16 protein-coding genes and 1 other annotated feature are annotated in these 19,450 nt (G+C 29.9%); of the genes, 5 read left to right on the forward strand and 11 right to left on the reverse strand.

The genetic code is table 11. The annotated features are described in order from the left end of the window. Positions 1-84: 84 nt before the first annotated feature. The 8 genes from IC173_RS08965 to IC173_RS09000 all read right to left on the reverse strand — a co-directional run bounded on the left by IC173_RS08965 (position 85) and on the right by IC173_RS09000 (position 11,392). Positions 85-2,610: a U32 family peptidase gene (locus tag IC173_RS08965; RefSeq protein WP_227855434.1), complete on the reverse strand. Its 2,526-nt coding sequence runs from the start codon at positions 2,608-2,610 to the stop codon at positions 85-87. Positions 2,611-2,735: 125 nt separating this feature from the next. Beyond that, complete coding sequence (locus IC173_RS08970; RefSeq protein WP_227433468.1) at positions 2,736-3,419, reverse strand: YoaK family protein; 684 nt, start codon at positions 3,417-3,419, stop codon at positions 2,736-2,738. A gap of 203 nt (positions 3,420-3,622) precedes the next feature. Further along, on the reverse strand, positions 3,623-4,213 hold the full coding sequence (zapA, locus tag IC173_RS08975; protein WP_227433469.1) for a cell division protein ZapA: 591 nt from the start codon (positions 4,211-4,213) through the stop codon (positions 3,623-3,625). 23 nt (positions 4,214-4,236) lie between these two features. Further along, a complete protein-coding gene (pheT, locus tag IC173_RS08980) occupies positions 4,237-6,630 on the reverse strand; it encodes a phenylalanine--tRNA ligase subunit beta (protein ID WP_227824718.1) in 2,394 nt (797 codons plus the stop codon). Positions 6,631-6,646: 16 nt separating this feature from the next. Beyond that, positions 6,647-7,666, reverse strand: coding sequence for a phenylalanine--tRNA ligase subunit alpha (gene pheS, locus IC173_RS08985; protein WP_227433471.1), 1,020 nt, complete (start codon positions 7,664-7,666; stop codon positions 6,647-6,649). Between the two features lie 49 nt (positions 7,667-7,715). Beyond that, positions 7,716-7,950, reverse strand: a binding site (T-box leader). Between the two features lie 198 nt (positions 7,951-8,148). Then, on the reverse strand, positions 8,149-8,946 hold the full coding sequence (locus IC173_RS08990; protein WP_227433472.1) for a TrmH family RNA methyltransferase: 798 nt from the start codon (positions 8,944-8,946) through the stop codon (positions 8,149-8,151). A gap of 181 nt (positions 8,947-9,127) precedes the next feature. After that, positions 9,128-9,799: a potassium channel family protein gene (locus IC173_RS08995; protein WP_227433473.1), complete on the reverse strand. Its 672-nt coding sequence runs from the start codon at positions 9,797-9,799 to the stop codon at positions 9,128-9,130. Between the two features lie 216 nt (positions 9,800-10,015). Continuing rightward, the gene (locus tag IC173_RS09000) at positions 10,016-11,392 is read right to left on the reverse strand and encodes a TrkH family potassium uptake protein (RefSeq protein ID WP_227433474.1); all 1,377 of its coding nucleotides are present in this window, start codon (positions 11,390-11,392) and stop codon (positions 10,016-10,018) included. 427 nt (positions 11,393-11,819) lie between these two features. On the opposite strand from IC173_RS09000, the gene IC173_RS09005 reads away from it, so the two are divergent. Then, complete coding sequence (locus tag IC173_RS09005) at positions 11,820-13,562, forward strand: peptidase M3 (protein WP_227855435.1); 1,743 nt, start codon at positions 11,820-11,822, stop codon at positions 13,560-13,562. A 261-nt stretch (positions 13,563-13,823) separates the two neighbouring features. Here IC173_RS09005 and IC173_RS09010 read toward each other — a convergent pair whose 3' ends face one another. Next, the gene (locus IC173_RS09010) at positions 13,824-14,132 is read right to left on the reverse strand and encodes a hypothetical protein (protein ID WP_227483015.1); all 309 of its coding nucleotides are present in this window, start codon (positions 14,130-14,132) and stop codon (positions 13,824-13,826) included. Positions 14,133-14,253: 121 nt separating this feature from the next. Here IC173_RS09010 and IC173_RS09015 point away from each other — a divergent pair, with 121 nt between their 5' ends. Further along, complete coding sequence (locus IC173_RS09015) at positions 14,254-15,072, forward strand: MerR family transcriptional regulator (RefSeq protein WP_227433477.1); 819 nt, start codon at positions 14,254-14,256, stop codon at positions 15,070-15,072. Positions 15,073-15,448: 376 nt separating this feature from the next. Here IC173_RS09015 and IC173_RS09020 read toward each other — a convergent pair whose 3' ends face one another. Together IC173_RS09020 and IC173_RS09025 are read right to left on the reverse strand one after the other, a co-directional pair. Further along, positions 15,449-16,030, reverse strand: coding sequence for a GNAT family N-acetyltransferase (locus tag IC173_RS09020; RefSeq protein ID WP_227855436.1), 582 nt, complete (start codon positions 16,028-16,030; stop codon positions 15,449-15,451). A 33-nt stretch (positions 16,031-16,063) separates the two neighbouring features. Next, positions 16,064-16,957, reverse strand: coding sequence for a LysR family transcriptional regulator (locus IC173_RS09025; protein ID WP_227433479.1), 894 nt, complete (start codon positions 16,955-16,957; stop codon positions 16,064-16,066). A 168-nt stretch (positions 16,958-17,125) separates the two neighbouring features. Here IC173_RS09025 and IC173_RS09030 point away from each other — a divergent pair, with 168 nt between their 5' ends. The 3 genes from IC173_RS09030 to IC173_RS09040 are packed head-to-tail and all read left to right on the forward strand — an operon-like array spanning position 17,126 to position 19,448. After that, complete coding sequence (locus IC173_RS09030) at positions 17,126-18,298, forward strand: iron-containing alcohol dehydrogenase (RefSeq protein ID WP_227834743.1); 1,173 nt, start codon at positions 17,126-17,128, stop codon at positions 18,296-18,298. Positions 18,299-18,322: 24 nt separating this feature from the next. Continuing rightward, the gene (locus IC173_RS09035; protein ID WP_227824794.1) at positions 18,323-18,895 is read left to right on the forward strand and encodes a DapH/DapD/GlmU-related protein; all 573 of its coding nucleotides are present in this window, start codon (positions 18,323-18,325) and stop codon (positions 18,893-18,895) included. Between the two features lie 4 nt (positions 18,896-18,899). Beyond that, entirely contained in the window at positions 18,900-19,448 is a 549-nt protein-coding gene (locus IC173_RS09040; protein ID WP_227855437.1) for a flavodoxin family protein, read from the forward strand. The last annotated feature ends 2 nt before the right edge of the window (positions 19,449-19,450 follow it).

The following is a 19,450-nucleotide window of genomic DNA, read 5'->3' on the forward strand; positions in this document are numbered from 1 at the left end:
TTTTCATAGATATGATATTTTTATATATTAATACACATAAATTCAAGAGTTTTTATATATTTATGTATATTTTTCATGTTATATCTATTCTACACCTTTATAGTAGTGTCCTGCAACTGTTCCAATTTCATCCAATTGCTTATATAAGTTAGTAGCTTTTTCTCCAAGTTTATAATTATTGTTTAAAACCTCAATATGAGCTTCAATAACTTTCTCTACCATTTCACTATTTTCCACTGTAAAATCTATTCTAAATACATCTACTCCAATCTCATCTAATTCATAAAGATTGTCCAACATACAGGTTACCTTTGAATTGTAAATAGTGCTTCTACAGAATATATCTTGTGTTATCCTATAACTTGCATCTGTAAAATCTCTTAGAGCATAACTGCTCTCCTTACATTTAGCTACTCTCTTATCTTTTTTACAATCTCTAACAACAACCCCCATAGGACAGTATTCTGTGACCATCATAGGCGTATATCCATATATCACTGCTTCAATTTCTGCATCTGTATATTTTAATGTTTGTTCAATTTCACTTAGATTTAACTCCTGTGATAAACAAACCGTACTTGCTCCTGTATCCCTAAAGTGATTTATACTTTCACTATTAAAAGTATTCAAATAGCAATCTATATTTAGATTTTTATCTTTAAAATAATCCATAGAACCCCAATTACCAATTTGAATTTTATTAAGCCCTTTTATATTATCTAATACTTCAAACTGTTTGTATTCTCTATTTCTAATAATTCTTGGTGCTGAATAGATTAATCTATCTTCAAAGCTAGATGTTCTTTCACTTGAAACATTTACATCATCTATATTTAATGAAGAATTTACACTATCTATATTTGAACTTAAATTAACTGATTCTTTAGAAATACTTGAAGCTATTTCCAAAGCTTCAAATAGCGTATTTATATCTTCATAATAAATTAAATCTACATTATATTTTAGTACTGCTTCTAATTGCTCTAAATTCTTAACTTTAACTCTAAGTTTAGGAGTTGTATTAAATTCTTTATGTTGATTTATTTTAGCTGGTTTATATTTTAATTTACTTTCCTTAAATCTTCTCTCTTTTATCCTTATTCTTTCCTCATCCAAAAGCTCAATACAATCTCTTCTCATTTGATTTAATATACTTATAGGTATACTTACACCTTCGTCTAAATCAATGTCTATATCTTTTAATTTATAAGGCGTATTTCCAAGTTTTTGAATCTGTGTTTCGATTTTTTCTTCACTTAAAGCAACTTTTATAGCTTTTTCAGCTACCTTTTCACCCTCTACAACTGCTTTATTACCACAAAAATCACTTATAGAGAGTACTGGCTTTTCACCCAGTTTAATACTTACTTTTGCATTTATGTTAGTTTTTATAAGTTCTTTATCTTGCTGAAATGTAGACTGTACTTTGTCCATTAATTCACTGTCTGAAGTCTTGAATATAAGTTGATTTCTCTTTGCTTCCCCAATAAAATCTAATTCGATTAAATCTCCTTTGTGTGCTATTGTAGTTATCTCTCCATCTTTTATAATTCTTCCAATAGTTCCTCCACCTAAGTTGATTCCATCTCCTTTTTTAAGGGTATTCTCTAGTATCACTCTAAGTCTCTTTGTTTTTCTATTATGGTCTAAGACTTTTCCAACATATAGACCTTGATTGTTAGGTCTATCAGAATTCATTATATCCTTACCAACTTCACCTAATATATATCCTTTAGTAAACTTTCTATTGAAGATAGTATACAAATTATTTATTATTTCCTCAGAAATATTTATTTTTTTCTCACTTATAAACTCATTAATCGCTTCTCTATATCCTGAAACTACAGTAGCTACATATTCTGGCTTTTTCATTCTTCCTTCAATTTTTAGAGATAATACCCCTGCTTCGATTATTTTGTCTAAATCTTCTATAGTACTTAAATCTCTAGGGCTTAATAAGTAATCTCCATTACTATTTACAACTTCGCCTGTATTTATATCTATTAACTCATATTTTTGTCTACATGGTTGTGCACATCTTCCTCTGTTTCCAGACCTGTTTCCTATCATACTACTCATAAGACATTGACCTGAATAACATACACATAAAGCCCCATGCACAAATACTTCTACATCTACAGTTGTATTTTCACAAATCCATTTTATCTCATCAACATTTAATTCTCTTGCCAAAACTACCCTATCAAATCCTACGCTTTTAAGGTATTTTACATCTTCTAGCGAATGAGCTACCATTTGAGTACTTGCATGTAATTCAAAATCAGGTAGTAATTTTTTTATAAGCCTTGCCATACCTATATCTTGAACTATTAATGCATCAATATCTATATCATATAAAAATTTTACATACTCGACAAAATCTTCTATCTCATACTGTTTTATCAATGTATTTACAGTGACAAATACTTGTACTCCTCTTATATGACAATATTTAACAGCTTCAATCAACTCATTTCTATCAAAGTTATTTGCAGATGCTCTCGCACTAAAGTCTTTTCCACCTAAGTACACAGCATTTGCCCCATTTTGTACTGCTGCTTTCAAGGAATCAAAAGAGCCAACTGGTGCAAGTAATTCTATTTTTTTCATATTTTTCTCCTCTATATATACTTGTTAAACTTAATGTTATCATGTCTATAATTTACACATTTACACTAAATTTATATACTACTTACTATATTTAAAGTATATCAAATAATGACTCTATTGTTTTGTTAATTTAAATTAAAAGAATCATCTTTATTGATAAACATAACTATAAAGACTACTGATAAAATAAGGAAACATATTAATATAGATTTTTCCACAAAAATCTTTGTAAAAACAGTTCCCAAAATAGCTCCCAAAATAAAGAATATAATAATAGCATAATACTGCAAACTCTTCTTTATCATAAAAATATTTTTAGTTTGCACATAATGAAATAGTGTTTCTGTAGCACTTCTTAAATTACCAGTACACATTGTTGTTGCAAATGTGTTGCCATTTACCTTTCTAAAACTCTCAACTTGCATTGAACAAATGAAAGATATAGCAACATTTACAAACATATTAAATTTTCCTTGAGGAATAAAAGAAACAATAAGTATAGTAATCATTTCAATTCCAATGATAACTTGTCGCCAATGAATCTTTCTATTATTATTTTTAAAATGATTTCTTATTTTTTCTGCTATCAACACCCCTAAAATAAAAGCCAAAATAGGAATAAAATAATAAAAAGATTTCCTGACATTACCTTCTGCTATGTTAAGACCAAATAAAACTATATTTCCAGTCTGTGCATTAGCAAATACTTTTCCTCTTACTACATAAGTATAAATATCTAAAAATCCTCCTGTTATTGCCAATAAAGCGCATAAGAAGAATGATTCAGACATCTGGCTCTGTTTTGTCATATATAAACATCTCACTTTCTATTGATAGATACCAAATCAAAATTCTTTTAGATATTATTTTTTATTTTAATATTTTAAAAAAATTTTATATTTACATATTATTTATACACTAGTTATATGTATACATTACATGTTATTTATATTTATTATTTATAAATTAAAAGAAGCTGTCTCAAAAAACAAGAGACAGCAAATCTTTTAATTTATTCCACGTTTTTTACATCATTATTTAACCCTGTACATTTTAGCTGTAAATCATAAGCCTTGTTTTGAAACTCAGAAGCTAAATTTTCAGCTATAGTAGCTCTTTCATTTGATTCTTCAAGCTGAGCAGTTAACTCTTCTATCTTGTTTTTATAAGCATCTAACTCGGCTTTAGAGCCTTCTGTTGTATTACTAAGTTCAAATATTTCTTGCTTTTTATTTTCTATAATCTCAATTAACTCTTTCATTTTAGCTTCAGTTTCACGATTTTCTGCTTCTTTTTCTGCTATTGTAAGTTTTAAAGATTTGATTTCTAATTGAAGTTCTTCGTTGGATGAACCAACCTTCTTGCTCAATTCTTCATTAGCTTTAATCAACCTCTCATTTTCATCTGAACATTCAAATAAAAGGTCTGATATATTTAATGCAGTTAATATTGCAGCAACTGATAAGCTTAGCTTCGGGTTTTGACGTGTTATCTTATCCATTTCTTTGTCAACAAAATCAGCAATACTAATCATAAATTTCTCTGACTTGTCTCCAACCATTGGATACTCAGCGCCATGGATTTTTACCATTACTTTGTTCATCCTAACCTCCCCGACATTAGTTGTTAATTTGATCTTAAGTTAGCATTCAATTTTTTGCTTAATTCACTTAATATCTTATCATGCACCTTAGCTACTTCTTCATCTGTTAGAGTTTTATCTTTACTTCTATAAGTTATTGAATATGCAATTGATTTATATCCAGCTTCTATTTGAGAACCTTTGTAAACATCAAATAATTTGTAGCTTTCTACTAATCCTTGACCATTTTCCTTTATTATATCTTCTATTTGTTTTACAAATACATCATCCTTAACAATAAGAGCTATATCTCTAGATGTAGATGGATATTTTGGTAATGGTACATAATTCTTTGTTCTATCAGAATTATCAAATACAAAATCAATATCTATTTCAGCAACATAAACTCTTTGCCCTAGATTGTAGTTTTCTATAACATCTGGATGCAATTCACCTAATGTACCTACATATTTATTATTATACACTATTTTAGCACATCTACCAGGGTGGAAGGTAGTATTATTATCTTGAGGTTCAATTTCATAATCTTTAAATCCTACATTTACAAGTACAGTTTCTATAGCTCCCTTTAATGCAAAGAAATCTACATCTTTACCATACATACCTACACACATTCTATTTGCTTCCATAGGAAGTTCTGAATCTTGTGGTGTGAATATATGTCCACACTCAAATGCTGATACTTCTTCTATCTTATGAGATATATTAGTTGATAAAACATCTAACATATTTGGTATTAAAGTAGTTCTCATTACAGAAGTTTCTTCTCCTAATGGGTTCATCAACTTAACAAAGTTTCTCTTTATATTACCTTCTGGTACTCTTATCTTATCAACTCCCTTAGGGCTTACAAATGAATATGTTAATATTTCATTTAATCCTACAGCAGTTGAATTATTTTTTAGCGCTTCCATGAATTTTTGTTTTGGAGTTTTAACCCCTGCAGTTGTATTTCCTTCTAATTGTACAGAAGGTATATTTTCAAATCCATAAATTCTAGCTATTTCTTCCCATACATCAGCTTCTTGCTCCATATCTGTTCTGAAACTTGGTACATCTACTTCTAGCTTATCATCAGCAATTAAATTGCATTTAAATTCTAATGATTCTAAAATTCCTACAAATTGTTCCATTGGTACATCTACACCTAAAAGATGGTTGATTCTTTGAGGATTTACTACTAATTTTTTAGGTTCTGGTTTATTTGGATATACATCAACAGTTCCTTTTAATACTTTTCCAGCACCTAACATTTCAACAAGTTGTACAGCTCTATTTGCTGCTATTTCTGCAAGATTAGGGTCTAAGGCTTTTTCATTTCTTGAAGATGCTTCTGACCTAATTCCCACTTTTTTAGCTGTCATTCTTATGTTTTCTGGCTTGAAATTGGCACTTTCGAAAAGTACAGTCTTTGTCTTGTCAGTTATTTCTGAGTTTGCACCACCCATTACACCAGCTAGACCAAGTGATTTTTCTCCATTTGTTATAACTAACATATCTTTGTCTAATGTTCTTTCAACATCATCTAGTGTTACAAGCTTTTCTCCATCTTTAGCAGTTCTTACTACTATTCTTCCTGTTTCTACTTGATTTATATCAAAAGCATGAAGTGGTTGACCAAGCTCTAACATTACAAAGTTTGTTATATCAACTATGTTACTTATAGGTCTTACACCTGCTTCTGTAAGTCTTCTTTGCATCCAGTATGGAGAAGGTTCTATTTTTACATCAGTTACCATTCTAGCAACATATCTTCTACATAAATCTGGATTATCTATCTCAACTTTGAAGTCTATTTCCTCGTCACTTTCTTTTACTTCTATTTCAGGATATTTTACTTTTGTTCCTATAGTTGCAGCTGCTTCTCTAGCTATCCCCATCATACATTTGCAGTCAGGTCTGTTTGAAGTTAATTCAAAATCTATTAAAGCATCATTTAATCCTAAAACATCTTTTACATCTTTTCCTAATTCATAAGAGTCTTCGTGGTCTAAAATATATATACCACCTCTTTTGTATTCTTCAATATAATGTTCATCTATACCTAATTCAGCTGCTGAACACATCATACCATCTGATAATTCACCTCTGAAGTCAGTTTGTTTAATTTCAACTCCTCCAGGTAATTTAGAACCATTTACAGCTACTGGAATATAATCTCCTTCTGATATATTTGTAGCTCCTGTAACTATTTGAACAACTTTATCTCCAACATCTACTTTAGTTACAACTAACTTATCAGCATTTGGATGTTGTTTTATTTCTAAAATCTTTCCAACTAATATATTTTCTACTTCTTCACCATAATAATCTATTGTTTCAACTTTAGTTCCTGTCATTGTCATTTTATCAGCGAACTCTTTTACATCCATGTCTATATCGACATAGTCTCTAAGCCATTTTAAAGATACTAACATCTACACACCCTCCTAATTAAAATTGATTTAAGAATCTCATATCATTTTCGAATAATAATCTAATATCATCTATTTCATATTTAAGCATTGCAAGTCTTTCAACCCCAACTCCAAATGCAAATCCACTGTAAACTTCTGGGTCTATTCCGCAATTTCTAAGTACATTTGGATGAACCATACCTGAACCTAATATTTCTATCCAACCTTCATACTTACACATTGGGCAACCTTTACCACCACATTTGAAACAAGTAACATCAACCTCTGCACTTGGTTCTGTAAATGGGAAGTTATGAGGTCTAAACTTAGTTTTGATATCAGAACCAAACAATTTTTCAACGAAGATATCCATAGTTCCTTTAAATTCTGCCATAGTAACATCTTTTCCAACAACAAGTCCTTCTATTTGATGGAACATTGGTGAATGTGTCGCATCTGGTGAATCAAATCTAAAGCATCTACCTGGTGCTATTACTTTAATTGGTAACTCTTGGCTTCTCATAGATCTTACTTGAACTGGAGACGTTTGAGTTCTAAGTAATACACCATCATTGATATAGAATGTATCACTCATATCTCTTGATGGGTGGTCTTTAGGAGCATTTAATGCATCAAAGTTATTTTCAACTGTTTCAACTTCTGGACCTTCTGCTATAGAGAATCCCATTCCGATAAATATATCTGTTACTTCATCTATAATTTGAGTTATTGGATGTTTCTTTCCAACTTTCAATACTTTTCCAGGTTGAGTAACATCTATTACTTCTTCTCTTAACTTTCTTTCTTTTTCAATAGCATTTATTTCTTCTTTTTTAGAATTTATGCTAAGTTCAATATTCTCTCTTACATCATTGGCAACTTTTCCAACTACTGGTCTTTCTTCAGCAGATAATTTACCCATCTCTTTAAGTATGGCAGTTATCTCACCTTTTTTTCCTAAATACTTAACTCTTAAACTTTCTACATTTTCTATGCTTTGTGCCTCTTTTATTTCAGCTAAAGCTGCTTCACGTAAAGCAAGTAATTTTTCTTGCACACATATCACCCTTTCGTTTTTTTGTATAAAAAAAGCCCCTCAATCCCTGTCTAGGGACGAAAGGCTATAGTTTCGCGGTACCACCCTAGTAGTTTAACAATCTAAAAATCATCAAACCACCTCTAACAAACTTAACGCGTTTTTCACGTCAAAGCCTACTATCAAATTTCAGCTTTGTTACTCTAGAGGGAACTTCTCCTGACCTCTTAGAAAACACTCCCAGCCTAGGTGTTTATCTCTTTACTAAGTTTAATCAAAATACTTTCCTCTTTCATTGCATTTACAATATTATATTGTTTATTTTAGTATTATATAATTTATATCTACATTTTGTGATTATCCATATGATTATTTTATTGTAACTATTTTAAAGTACAATCATATAATATTTTTATCAATCATATTTAAAATATATTGACTATTTTTGATACTCTACTATTTAATTCAAGATTATAACACGACATTATATTTATTACAATACATTAAATTAAGTATTTTTTTATTTCATACATCAATATAGCAGAACTTATTGCTGCATTTAACGACTCAGCTTTGCCATATATAGGTATTTTAACCAAAATATCAGATTTTGATACAAGCTCTTCATTTATCCCATTTGCTTCGTTTCCTATCACCAAAGCTACTTTTGAACCGTAGTCTATTTTGTCATAAAAATTATCTGTATTTAAATAACTTGAAACTATATTAAATCCTTGTGATTTAAGTATATCCACAGTTTCATCTTGTATGGCATTGATTATATTCATATCGAAAATAGAGCCCATAGTTGACCTAATTACTTTTGGATTGTATATATCGACGCATCCCTTTAGTGCTATTATTGCATCTACTCCAGCAGAGTCAGCAGTCCTTATTATTGTTCCCATATTTCCTGGGTCTTGTATTCTGTCTAAAATTAATACAAACTTATCTTTTTCATTTATACTTTCTTTTAAATTTTTTTCCTTAAATGAAACTACACCTATTATACCTTGAGTATTTTCTGTGTCTACAAGTTCCTTAAAGTTTTTATTAGTAGTCTTATATATATTTGTGTTTTTTTTATCTAAGTTTTCTAATAATTCCATGTGTTCCTTTTTATTTTCAAAATCCTCATTGATAAATACATAATCAAGATTTGCATTACATTCAAGTGCAAGCACTACTATTCTGTACCCTTCTATTATGAACTTTGATTCTTTTGTTCTATTTTTTGACTTTAATAATGCTTTAGTATATTTTAATCTTTCATTATCCTTACTGCTTATAGTTGTAATCATTTTATATAAATGCTAACTTGATATTAGCACAACCTCCTTATCATTCTTTATCCTACTTCTAAAATCTTTATTTCTATTAAAATTCTATTCTCGATTAAAATAAAAATAGTATCATATAACTATTCATAATTATATGATACTATCTACTTTCATTGCAATCAAATATATCTTAAATAATAAACTATCTTCTTCTAATTATACCCTTATTTCCAGATGTAATAGCTGTTATACTAGTGTTTTGACCAATTATAACCAATATACTTCCAGCTGTAAGTTCCTCATCAGGAGAAGGTGTCACATTTATATTTTTACCAGTCTTGATAGCAAGCACAGTTATCTCATATCTAGCTCTAAGCTCAAGTTCTACAAGTGTTTTACCAACCCAACCATTTGGAGTTACGATTTCAACAATTGAATATTCTGGGTCAAGTTCAATATGGTCTAATATATTGTCAGAAACTAAATTATGTGCAACTCTTACTCCCATATCTCTTTCTGGAAATACAACTCTATCTGCACCAATCTTATAAAGAACTTTGGCTTGTAATTCATCTTTTGCCTTACATATTATTAACTCTACACCCATTTCTTTGGCTATAAGAGTCGCCATTATAGATGCTCTTATATCAGAACCTATTGCAACTACTGCTACATCAAAGTTACCTAAACCCAATGATCTTAATGCTTGTTCCTCAGTAACATCCACTATAAGTGAATGAGTTACTTTATCAGATATACTTTGAACTGAATCTTCATTTTTGTCTATTGCCATTACTTGATGTCCTAAAAGATGCATAGTAGATGCAACTGAACTTCCGAATCTCCCACATCCAATGACTATATATTGCTTCATCTCGAAACTTCCTCCCTAATACACAATTTGTATAATATCTATTAAATTAACTTTTATATAGATAAATTAATTTTAATATTTTTATTTTATTAATCATAGCTAAATTTATTTGCTAGATTATTTCTATCATTAATTGATTTATTTAATTGATTATATCTAAATTCATTTTCCTAGATTATATATCATTATTAATAGATTTATCTAATAAATGGTACTCTAACCAACCATAATCTTGCCTTCTGCGTATCTAACTGGCTGACTCTTTCTTCTACCTCCAGAAAGTATAGCCATAAATAAAGTAAGAGAACCAACTCTCCCCATAAACATAAAGATTATTATTATAACCTTACCTAAAGCATTTAGATTTGCACTTCCAGCTAAACTTGAACCAACTGTAGCTAGTGCTGATGTAACCTCAAATGCTGATTGAACTAGTGTAAACTTAGGTTGAGTTATTGAAATAATCAAAGTTCCAAAAATAACTGCGGATATACTAATTACAAATATCCCTAGAGATTTTTTTATAGTTGTTGGAGCCAGTCTTCTCTCAAAAGTTTCTATATCAGATTTTCCTGATAAAAAACTTCTAACTGTAATTATTAAAACTGCTAATGTTGTTGTTTTGATACCTCCACCAGTAGATGCAGGTGATGCTCCAATAAACATCAAAATTATCATTATAAATACACTACTTTCTTGTAAAGTAGCTAAATCAAGTGTATTAAAACCAGCAGTTCTTGCTGTTACTGATTGAAATATCGCTGATAATATTTTCCCTTTTACAGGTAAATCTGCCATAGTGGCCTTTTGGTTAAACTCTATAAGAAAAATAAATATTGCACCTACTAAAATAAGTATTGCAGTTGAAAATAAAACAACTTTAGAATGCACATTTAATTTTGAAAATCTTCTTTTTCTTACAATATCAAGAACAACTGGAAATCCTAATCCACCTAACACTATAAGTGCACAAATAGTCATTGATACTATAAAATTGTTTACATAAGAATTTAGCGATGTAAATGGCCCACTTACACTACCCATTAAGTCAAATCCGGCATTACAAAACCCTGATATTGCGTGAAATACGCTATACCATATCCCTCTAGATAAACCAAATTGTGGAATAAAGACAGTTGATAAGACTAGTGCTCCTATTCCCTCTATGGTTATAGTTATTATTAATACAAACCTTGTAAGTTTTACTAGCCCTGATAAGTCTGCTTGGTTTAATGATTCTTGTATCAATAATCTTTCTCTTAGTTGTATTTTTTTTCGTGCCATAAGTGAAAACATTGTAGCTACGGTCATAAATCCAAGACCACCAATTTGTATCAATGTTATTATTACTATCTGTCCAAATAAACTCCAATAAGTTGCTGTATCTACCATAACTAGACCAGTAACACAAACCGCTGAAGTAGCTGTAAATAGAGCATTTAATAAACCTATACTCTCTCTACTCTGTGACGATATCGGGAGTGTTAACAATATTGCTCCAATTAAAATAGTTGCTGCAAACCCAGATACTATTATTTGAGTAGGTCGCATTCCATCTGCGTAGAGAATAAGTCTTCTAACTATTGTTTTCAACTTTCTTTATACCTCCTTAACATAAAATCATTACTGTTAAGACCTTTAATTTGTTTATTTTTAGAGTTTTCCTCTAAATTATTACTCTATTATAGTATAAATATTGTATAAAGACAATGATATGAATTTTTATAAATTTTGTTTAGAATATTGCAAATTTTTATATATGTCTTTTAATTTCAATTACATCAAAAATTTCTATATTTTTTGCATATAATAAGTCTAATAGTAGAATAGTTTTTCGTATTTTATACTTAAAATTTATTTATCATTTTACCAATACAATTTTCATATATTTTCTTGAAGTTAAATTTTTATATTATCTATAATCTTGTCCATATTTTTATATTAAATTTTCTTAATATGCATTTTTTATATTTAATATAGTAAAATAACTAATAACTATATCCATGATTGGAGGATTTCTATGATTAAATCCAAGAAAAGATTATTTATTTCTCTAATTTTAATTGTAATTTTTATTATATTTGCATTATACATAAAAAATTATACTAATGATTCAAAAAAAGATTCAGTTAGAGGAACTATTCCTTTTGAAAAAATGGAATATAAGCGTCCTGACATAAAGTCAGTATGCGAAAATATTAACACATATAACGATAAACTTTTAACATGTAAAAATGCCAAAGAGCAATTGAACGTATTTAGTAATGTCGATAAGATTTACCAAGACTTTTATAGTACACTTACTATAGCAAAACTTAGAAATAATATTGATTCATCAGATGAATTTTACTCTAAAGAATACAAATACCTTATGAGTAAATCTGTGGATGTCGATATGGCATACAAAGATTTTCAGGATACATTTGTAAATTCTAAGTTTTCTAAAGAACTAAAAAAAGAAATTGGAAAAGATGGATTTAATTATTTAAAAAACATTGGAAAGCTTAATTCAGAAGAAGTAGAAAACCTACTTAAAAAAGAGCAAGACTTAGTTGTTAAATATGAAGACTTATTATCTAAGTCTACTGTATCAGTAGATGGGATGGAAATAGACTTTGAAGAAGCTATGTCAAAACCCAATCTCACTTATGAAGAATATGTAAAAATCTATTCAGATTACTTAAAAAAATACAACCCTATATTTGGTAATATTTTTTTAGAACTTGTACAGACGAGAACTGAAATAGCAACTAAGCTAGGCTTTAAGAATTATACAGATTATGCTTATTTAAATTTAAATAAAGATTACTCCCAAGAGGATGCAAGAAAATTTAGAAGTGAAGTAAAAGAGTACATAGTTCCATTATATAGGAAAGTTACATCACAACCTTCTGACTCTTCTATTTATGTTAAGGCATATAAGAATCGTTCATTCAGAAAATTTGATAAAGTACTTGAAGATATATCTCCAAAATTAAAAGAGTGTTTTAACTACATGAAAAAGTATGACTTATACGATTATTCCTCTGGGAAAAACAAATCACCTGGAGGTTATACTACTTATATAACCAAGTACAAAGCACCCTTTTTATTTAATACATGGGACAATTCTTTTTTAGGCGTTACTAGCTTTGCTCATGAGTTTGGTCATTTTTTTAATTACTACAACAGTATTAACTCAAATAATACAATACAGCCAAGTATTGATATATGCGAAGTTCATTCAACATCTTTAGAAATTTTATTTTACAAGTATTTTGATGAATTCTTTGGAAAACAATCTGAAGCAATAAAAAAAGAACACTTATCGATTGTTTTAAACACAATTATTGATGCTTGTCTTTACGATGAGTTTCAAGAAATTATATATAAAAACCCATATATGAACTTAAATGATATAAATAAACTATTTTTTGATTTAGAAGAAGAATATGGAGTATCTAATAAGATACTTAAAGATAAAAATGCTCCATTTTGGATACTTGTATCTCATAATTTCCAAGTTCCTTTTTACTATTTAAGTTATGGTCTTGCATCTGATGTATCTCTTCAAATATGGGAGTTATCACAAGGTGACTATAGAAAAGCTGTTGATGTATATATGGATTTTTTAAATCAAAATACAGATGCAGGATTTAAAGATGTAGTAGAAAAAGTTAATCTACAATCTCCTTTTGAAAGCGGAAACTTGGAGGAAATAAGCTCAGCTTTATACGATTATTTTGGTATAGAGAACCCTCTTGAATTAGAAAATGCTTCTTAGTATTTAATAACTTATGATATATCTAATAAATATTTATTAATACTTATTAACTCATGTTATGTCTAGTACGTACTTATTAATACTTATTAACTTATGTTATATCTAGTAAATATTTTCCATACTTAGTAACATATAATAAAACCGTCAGAAATTTTATAAACCTTTACCTTTATTACTTCTGGCGGTTTCATATGTTTGACTGATTAGATTAATATTTAATAACACTTGCACCAATAGTTATAAGTTTCATTTCACATCATCTCATTTGATAATATTATCTATTAAAATATCAATAAATTTATCTCTCTGATGTTTAACTTTTATATTTGTACCACTATATAATTGAAATGAGTCTGGTGATAAAGCCTCCATTTGTATAGGTAAAATAATTTGTAAGGCAATAGTTCTTAAACTCATTTCGTCTTTTTCGTCCCCAAATATATTACGAAGCATAGAAATGATAGCAAGTTGTGCCTGCATATTTCCATTGATTATACATTGATTCAATATAAAAGATAGTACCTTATCATAACCTACCTCCAAAACATTTACATTTTTCGTTCTAAACATGTTCAGTATAATATTTTTTTATTATTTGTCAATATATAATTTTTAGTTGACTCTACCACTATGATATGGTTTATATTGATATTGAGCTCAAAAATAACACCTTTATAAAGGAGATGTAAATATGTTTAAGATAGGCGATTTTTCAAAACTTAGTAAAATTAGTATTCGCATGCTACGTCACTATGATGAAATTGGACTTTTAACACCAACTCATATAAATAAAATTAATGGTTATAGATACTACAGTGCAAATCAACTTTCCACTACAAATAGAATCCATGCCTTAAAAGATATGGGATTTAGCTTATCTTCTATCAAAGAAATTTTGACGGAATACAATGATAGAGAAAGCTTGATAAGGTATTTAAATATTCACTATTCTCAAGTAAGAGAACATCTAGAAGACACGCAAAAAAAACTATTAAAAATAGAAACTACTATGGAGAGAATTGGAAGGACTGATATTATGAAAAATTATGATGTAACTATAAAAGACTTTGCTCCAAAATATATGATGACTTTAAGAAAAACTATACCTACTTATCAAGATGAAGGAATGCTATGGCATCAATTATTCTCAGAAACAAAAGGGCATAATGTACAAGTTGATGTTCCTAACTATTCTAAAGCAGTCTTTTATGATGTTGGGTATAAAGAAAATTATGTTGATGTTGAAATACAACTTGCTGTATCTGGAAATTATAAAGATACTGAAAATGTTAAGTTTAGAACTGTTCCAAGTGTAACTGCTGCAACTGCTATTGTAAAAGGAAACTTCAATCAACTTACAGATGCTTGTGAAGCTATTGGTAATTGGATATCTGACAATAACTATGATGTAGACGGCCCTATGTTTAATATTTATCATATAGGACCTGGTCAAGACAGTAATTCTGATAATTGGGTAACAGAAGTATGCTTTCCAGTTAGAAAAAAATAAGTTTCAATGATGTTTTATTTATATAATATTTGTATTCTAGCTCTTGTTGTACTTTTTTATAAGTCTTTTAAACATAGATTCATACTTTAAGTACTACTTTTGAATAAACATCCCAATTAATGACTAAGAAATTGCTATAACCATCAATTACAATCGGCTTTAGATTCTTTAGGTTTTTCAAACTTTGCTAGAATGTCTGACAAGTTTCCTAACTAATAGGAACTTGTTGGACCTCACATTTTATTTCTTTACTGAGTATAAATATCCTTTGCTAAACTTACAACCTAGGGAATAATATTTATTTTTATTCTAATCTCTTATTTTCCAGACATCGAACTACTAATAGCAAAAGTATATTTTTTCATAGCATTGTTAGCTACTCTATTGAAAGTATCATATTCACATTCTCACCTTCTGGATAATCACCTTGACCCCATTTATCGAAGTATTTCCCATAATACTCTTTAGGATTAAAACAATCACTTACCACAAAACCACATTTTTCATAGGCCTTTATAGCACGAGAATTTTTAATCCATGGTCGAATAATAAATGTGCCTACCTCATAGTCTCTAGTCAAGCTGTCAATTAACAACTTCATAGCTTTTGAACCAATCCCCTTCCCAGTATATTTCATTGAACGCAACCACATATCTAGCTCCATATTAGGTATCTTACCATCATTATATGCATGAGAAATGGTACCCACAATTTGATTATCATATTCTATAAGCAAGTATTTATTAATACCAGGATTACTACTAAAAAAGTAAGATTCTTCATCATGAATGTCAGACCAGTCAAAATCCTCTTTATTGTCAAACATTGACTTCCATATCTCATCTTCCTCAAATGCCATATCATATATTAGTTTTCTATCATAATCTTCAGCATAAAAAAGTTTTATTTTATCTCTCATTACATATAAATCTCGCTTCATAAAAATCACTACCTTCATATAAACAATATTATAAATTAAATAGCTGTCTCTCTATTCTGATACAAAATTATTAATTTCGCTTTGCAATTTACTTAAGAACATTTTAGTTGCCTTAGAAAAAACCTGATACTTTTTCCAGACAATATTTAAGTGTGCTTCTAATCTCGGTTCTAAAGGTCTAAAACAAAGATTGCTATTACCTGTTGTATTGATTAGCTTATCCAAGCAAAGAGCATACCCAACCCCTTCATCTACCATAAGAGAAGCATTGTAGACAAGATTATAAGTTGCCACTATATTAAATGCTTGAAAATCTTGCCCAGACCAACCAGAAATTACATTTTGAACCAATGTTTGACGTGAAGTTAAGATAGGAATTTCCTTCAAATCATCTGGACATACCGTTTTCTTTTGAGCAAGCTCACAATCTTTTTTCATAAGCAATCCCCATACATCATTAACAGGAAGTTTGATATAATCATACTTTTCCATGTTGGCAGGTTCGATTAAAATTCCAAAATCTAAAAGCCCTTTATCTAGTCTTTCCGTTACATCATCAGCATTTCCACTAAATAGATGATAACGGATATGAGGGTATTCTTTCTTCAATTCTTTCGCAGTTTTGGCAATAAAACGCATAGCATCTGTTTCTCCCCCACCAATATAAACATTTCCTCGTATATCATCACAATCATTGTTAAAATCTGAAGTAGTTTTATCTGTTAAGTCAATTATTTCCTGTGCACGTTTACGTAAAAATAAGCCATCCTCTGTAAGTGTGATTTTTCTGTTACCACGCAAAAACAACTTTTTCCCAAGTTCATCTTCAAGTTCCATAAGTTGTTTTGAAAGCGTAGGTTGTGTCACATTAAGTGATTGAGCTGCACTTGTAATACTTTCCTCTTTTGCAACTGCCAAGAAATATCTCAATACTCTAAGTTCCATTATCTATACCTCCTATTTATAGTGTACTTTTCCCTACTATGCCTGTCAACTATGGGAAGGCATTCTTTATAAGTATTTGCTATTATATTGTTTCGTTAATATAATAAACGTATAGAAACTATGATATAAATTTTAATAAAAACAATAACATAAAAAGGAGAAAAAAATATGAATTTTAATATGTATATACCAACTCGTTTTATCTTTGGAAATGGACGCTTAGATGAATTACATCAACAAAAACTACCTGGAAAGAAAGCCTTGCTTGTTATTTCAAGTGGAAAATCAACTAAAGAAAATGGTGCACTTGCCCGAACAGAAAAACAGTTAAAAATGGCAGGAGTAGAATTTGTGTTATTCAATGAAATAGACGCAAATCCTAATAAAAATTCTATCATGAACGGGGCTTTCTGTGCTCGTAAAACAGAATGCGATTTTATCATTGCCTTAGGTGGTGGAAGTGTCATGGACGCTTCAAAGGCAATTGCAATGATGGTGACAAATGATGGTGACTTATGGGATTATGTAAATGGAGGTACTGGAAAGGCTCAACCATTACAAAGTGAACCACTACCAGTTGTTTGTATTACAACCACTGCTGGAACAGGTAGTGAAGCTGACCAATGGGGAGTTGTTACAAATGAAGAAACCCATGAGAAAATTGGTGTTGGTGGTTATGACTCTTTATTCCCTGTTTTGTCCATAATTGACCCAGAATTAATGAAATCTGTACCACCTGAATTTACTGCTTATCAAGGATTTGATACTTTATTCCATGCCGTGGAAAGCTATATATCTTCTTTTTCCAGTGTTATGAGCGATATGTATGCTTTAACTGCTATCGAAAATGTAGGCAACTATCTTGCACATGCAGTAAAAAATGGTAATGATATGAAAGCAAGAGAACACATGGCTTTTGCAAATACAATTGCAGGAATTGTCATGACAATCAGTGTCACTACAGCACAGCATTCTTTAGAACAAGCTATGTCTGGTTATTACCCAAGACTTCCTCATGGTGCAGGTTTGATTATGATTTCTAAAGCTTTCTTTGGATTTTTTATAGAAAAACATGCTTGTGATGAACGCTTTGTACGCATGGCACAGGCATTGGGAATGAAAGATGCTAACAAAGCAGAAGATTTTATTACGGCTCTTAGCAAATTACAAGAAGCTTGTGGGGTTGCAGATTTAAAAATGTCCGATTATGGAATTACACCAGGAGATTTTAATCTAATAGCAAAAAGTGCACGAGAAACAATGGGAGGTTTATTTGCAGCAAATCCTTGTGAAATGACACATGAGGATTGTGTAGAAGTATTGAAAAAATCTTACAGTTAATCAGAAAGGATGTGCAAAATGAACTTGAACTTAAATACATTTTTAGAACACCTTAATCAAGGACTTACTGTTGTTGGAGGTTCAAAGTTACATCAGTTTATGAGTGAACTTAGCAATGAAGCCATGAAAATTACATCTAAATTAAACAATCATTATCATGAGCCGGAAGAAATTAGAACATTATTTTCAGAGTTAATTGGAAAACAGGTAGATGAAACATTTAACATGTTCCCTCCATTTTATACTGACTGTGGAAAAAATATAACAATAGGTAGAAATGTTTTTATAAATTCAGGATGTCGATTTCAAGACCAAGGTGGTATTACTATAGGAGACAATTCGTTAATTGGTCATAATGTAGTATTGGCAACTTTGAATCATGATTTTGCTCCAAGCAAACGAAGCACTATGCACCCAAAACCTATTAAAATAGGGAAAAGTGTCTGGGTTGGTGCTAATGTCACAATAACTCCTGGTGTAATAGTAGGAGATGGGGCAATTATAGCAGCTGGAGCTGTTGTAACAAAAGATGTGACACCTAATACATTGGTGGGAGGTGTACCAGCAAAGTTTATAAAAAAAATTGAGGAGGAATAAATAAATGAACAAAAAAGTCTTAATTATATCTACAAGCTTTCGCAAAGACGGAAATTCTGAAATGTTAGCAGATATATTTTTAAAAGGAGCAAAAGAATCAGGAAATATTGTTGAAAAAATCTGTTTGTATGATAAAACTATTCACTTTTGTAAAGGATGTCTTGCTTGTCAGAATACAAAAACAGGACATTGTATAATGCAAGATGATGCCGATATGATTGTACAAAAGATGATGACTGCTGATGTAATTGTTTTTTCAACTCCAATCTATTTTTATGAAATGAGTGGACAGATGAAAACATTACTTGATCGTTCTAATCCACTATTTCCCTTAGAGTATTCTTTTAGAGATATTTATCTTCTAGCAACTGCTGCTGATAAAGAGGAACATGCAATGGATGGTGCAGTGAAAGGATTGCAGGGCTGGATTGATTGTTTTGAAAATGCAACACTTAAAGATGTTTTGCGCGGTACAGGTGCAGATGAATATGGTTCTATCTCTGCTTTACCTAATCTATTAAGTAAAGCATATCAAATGGGAAAGGTAGTATAATC

The organism is Clostridioides sp. ES-S-0048-02 (genome assembly GCF_020658495.1).
Classification (GTDB): domain Bacteria; phylum Bacillota; class Clostridia; order Peptostreptococcales; family Peptostreptococcaceae; genus Clostridioides.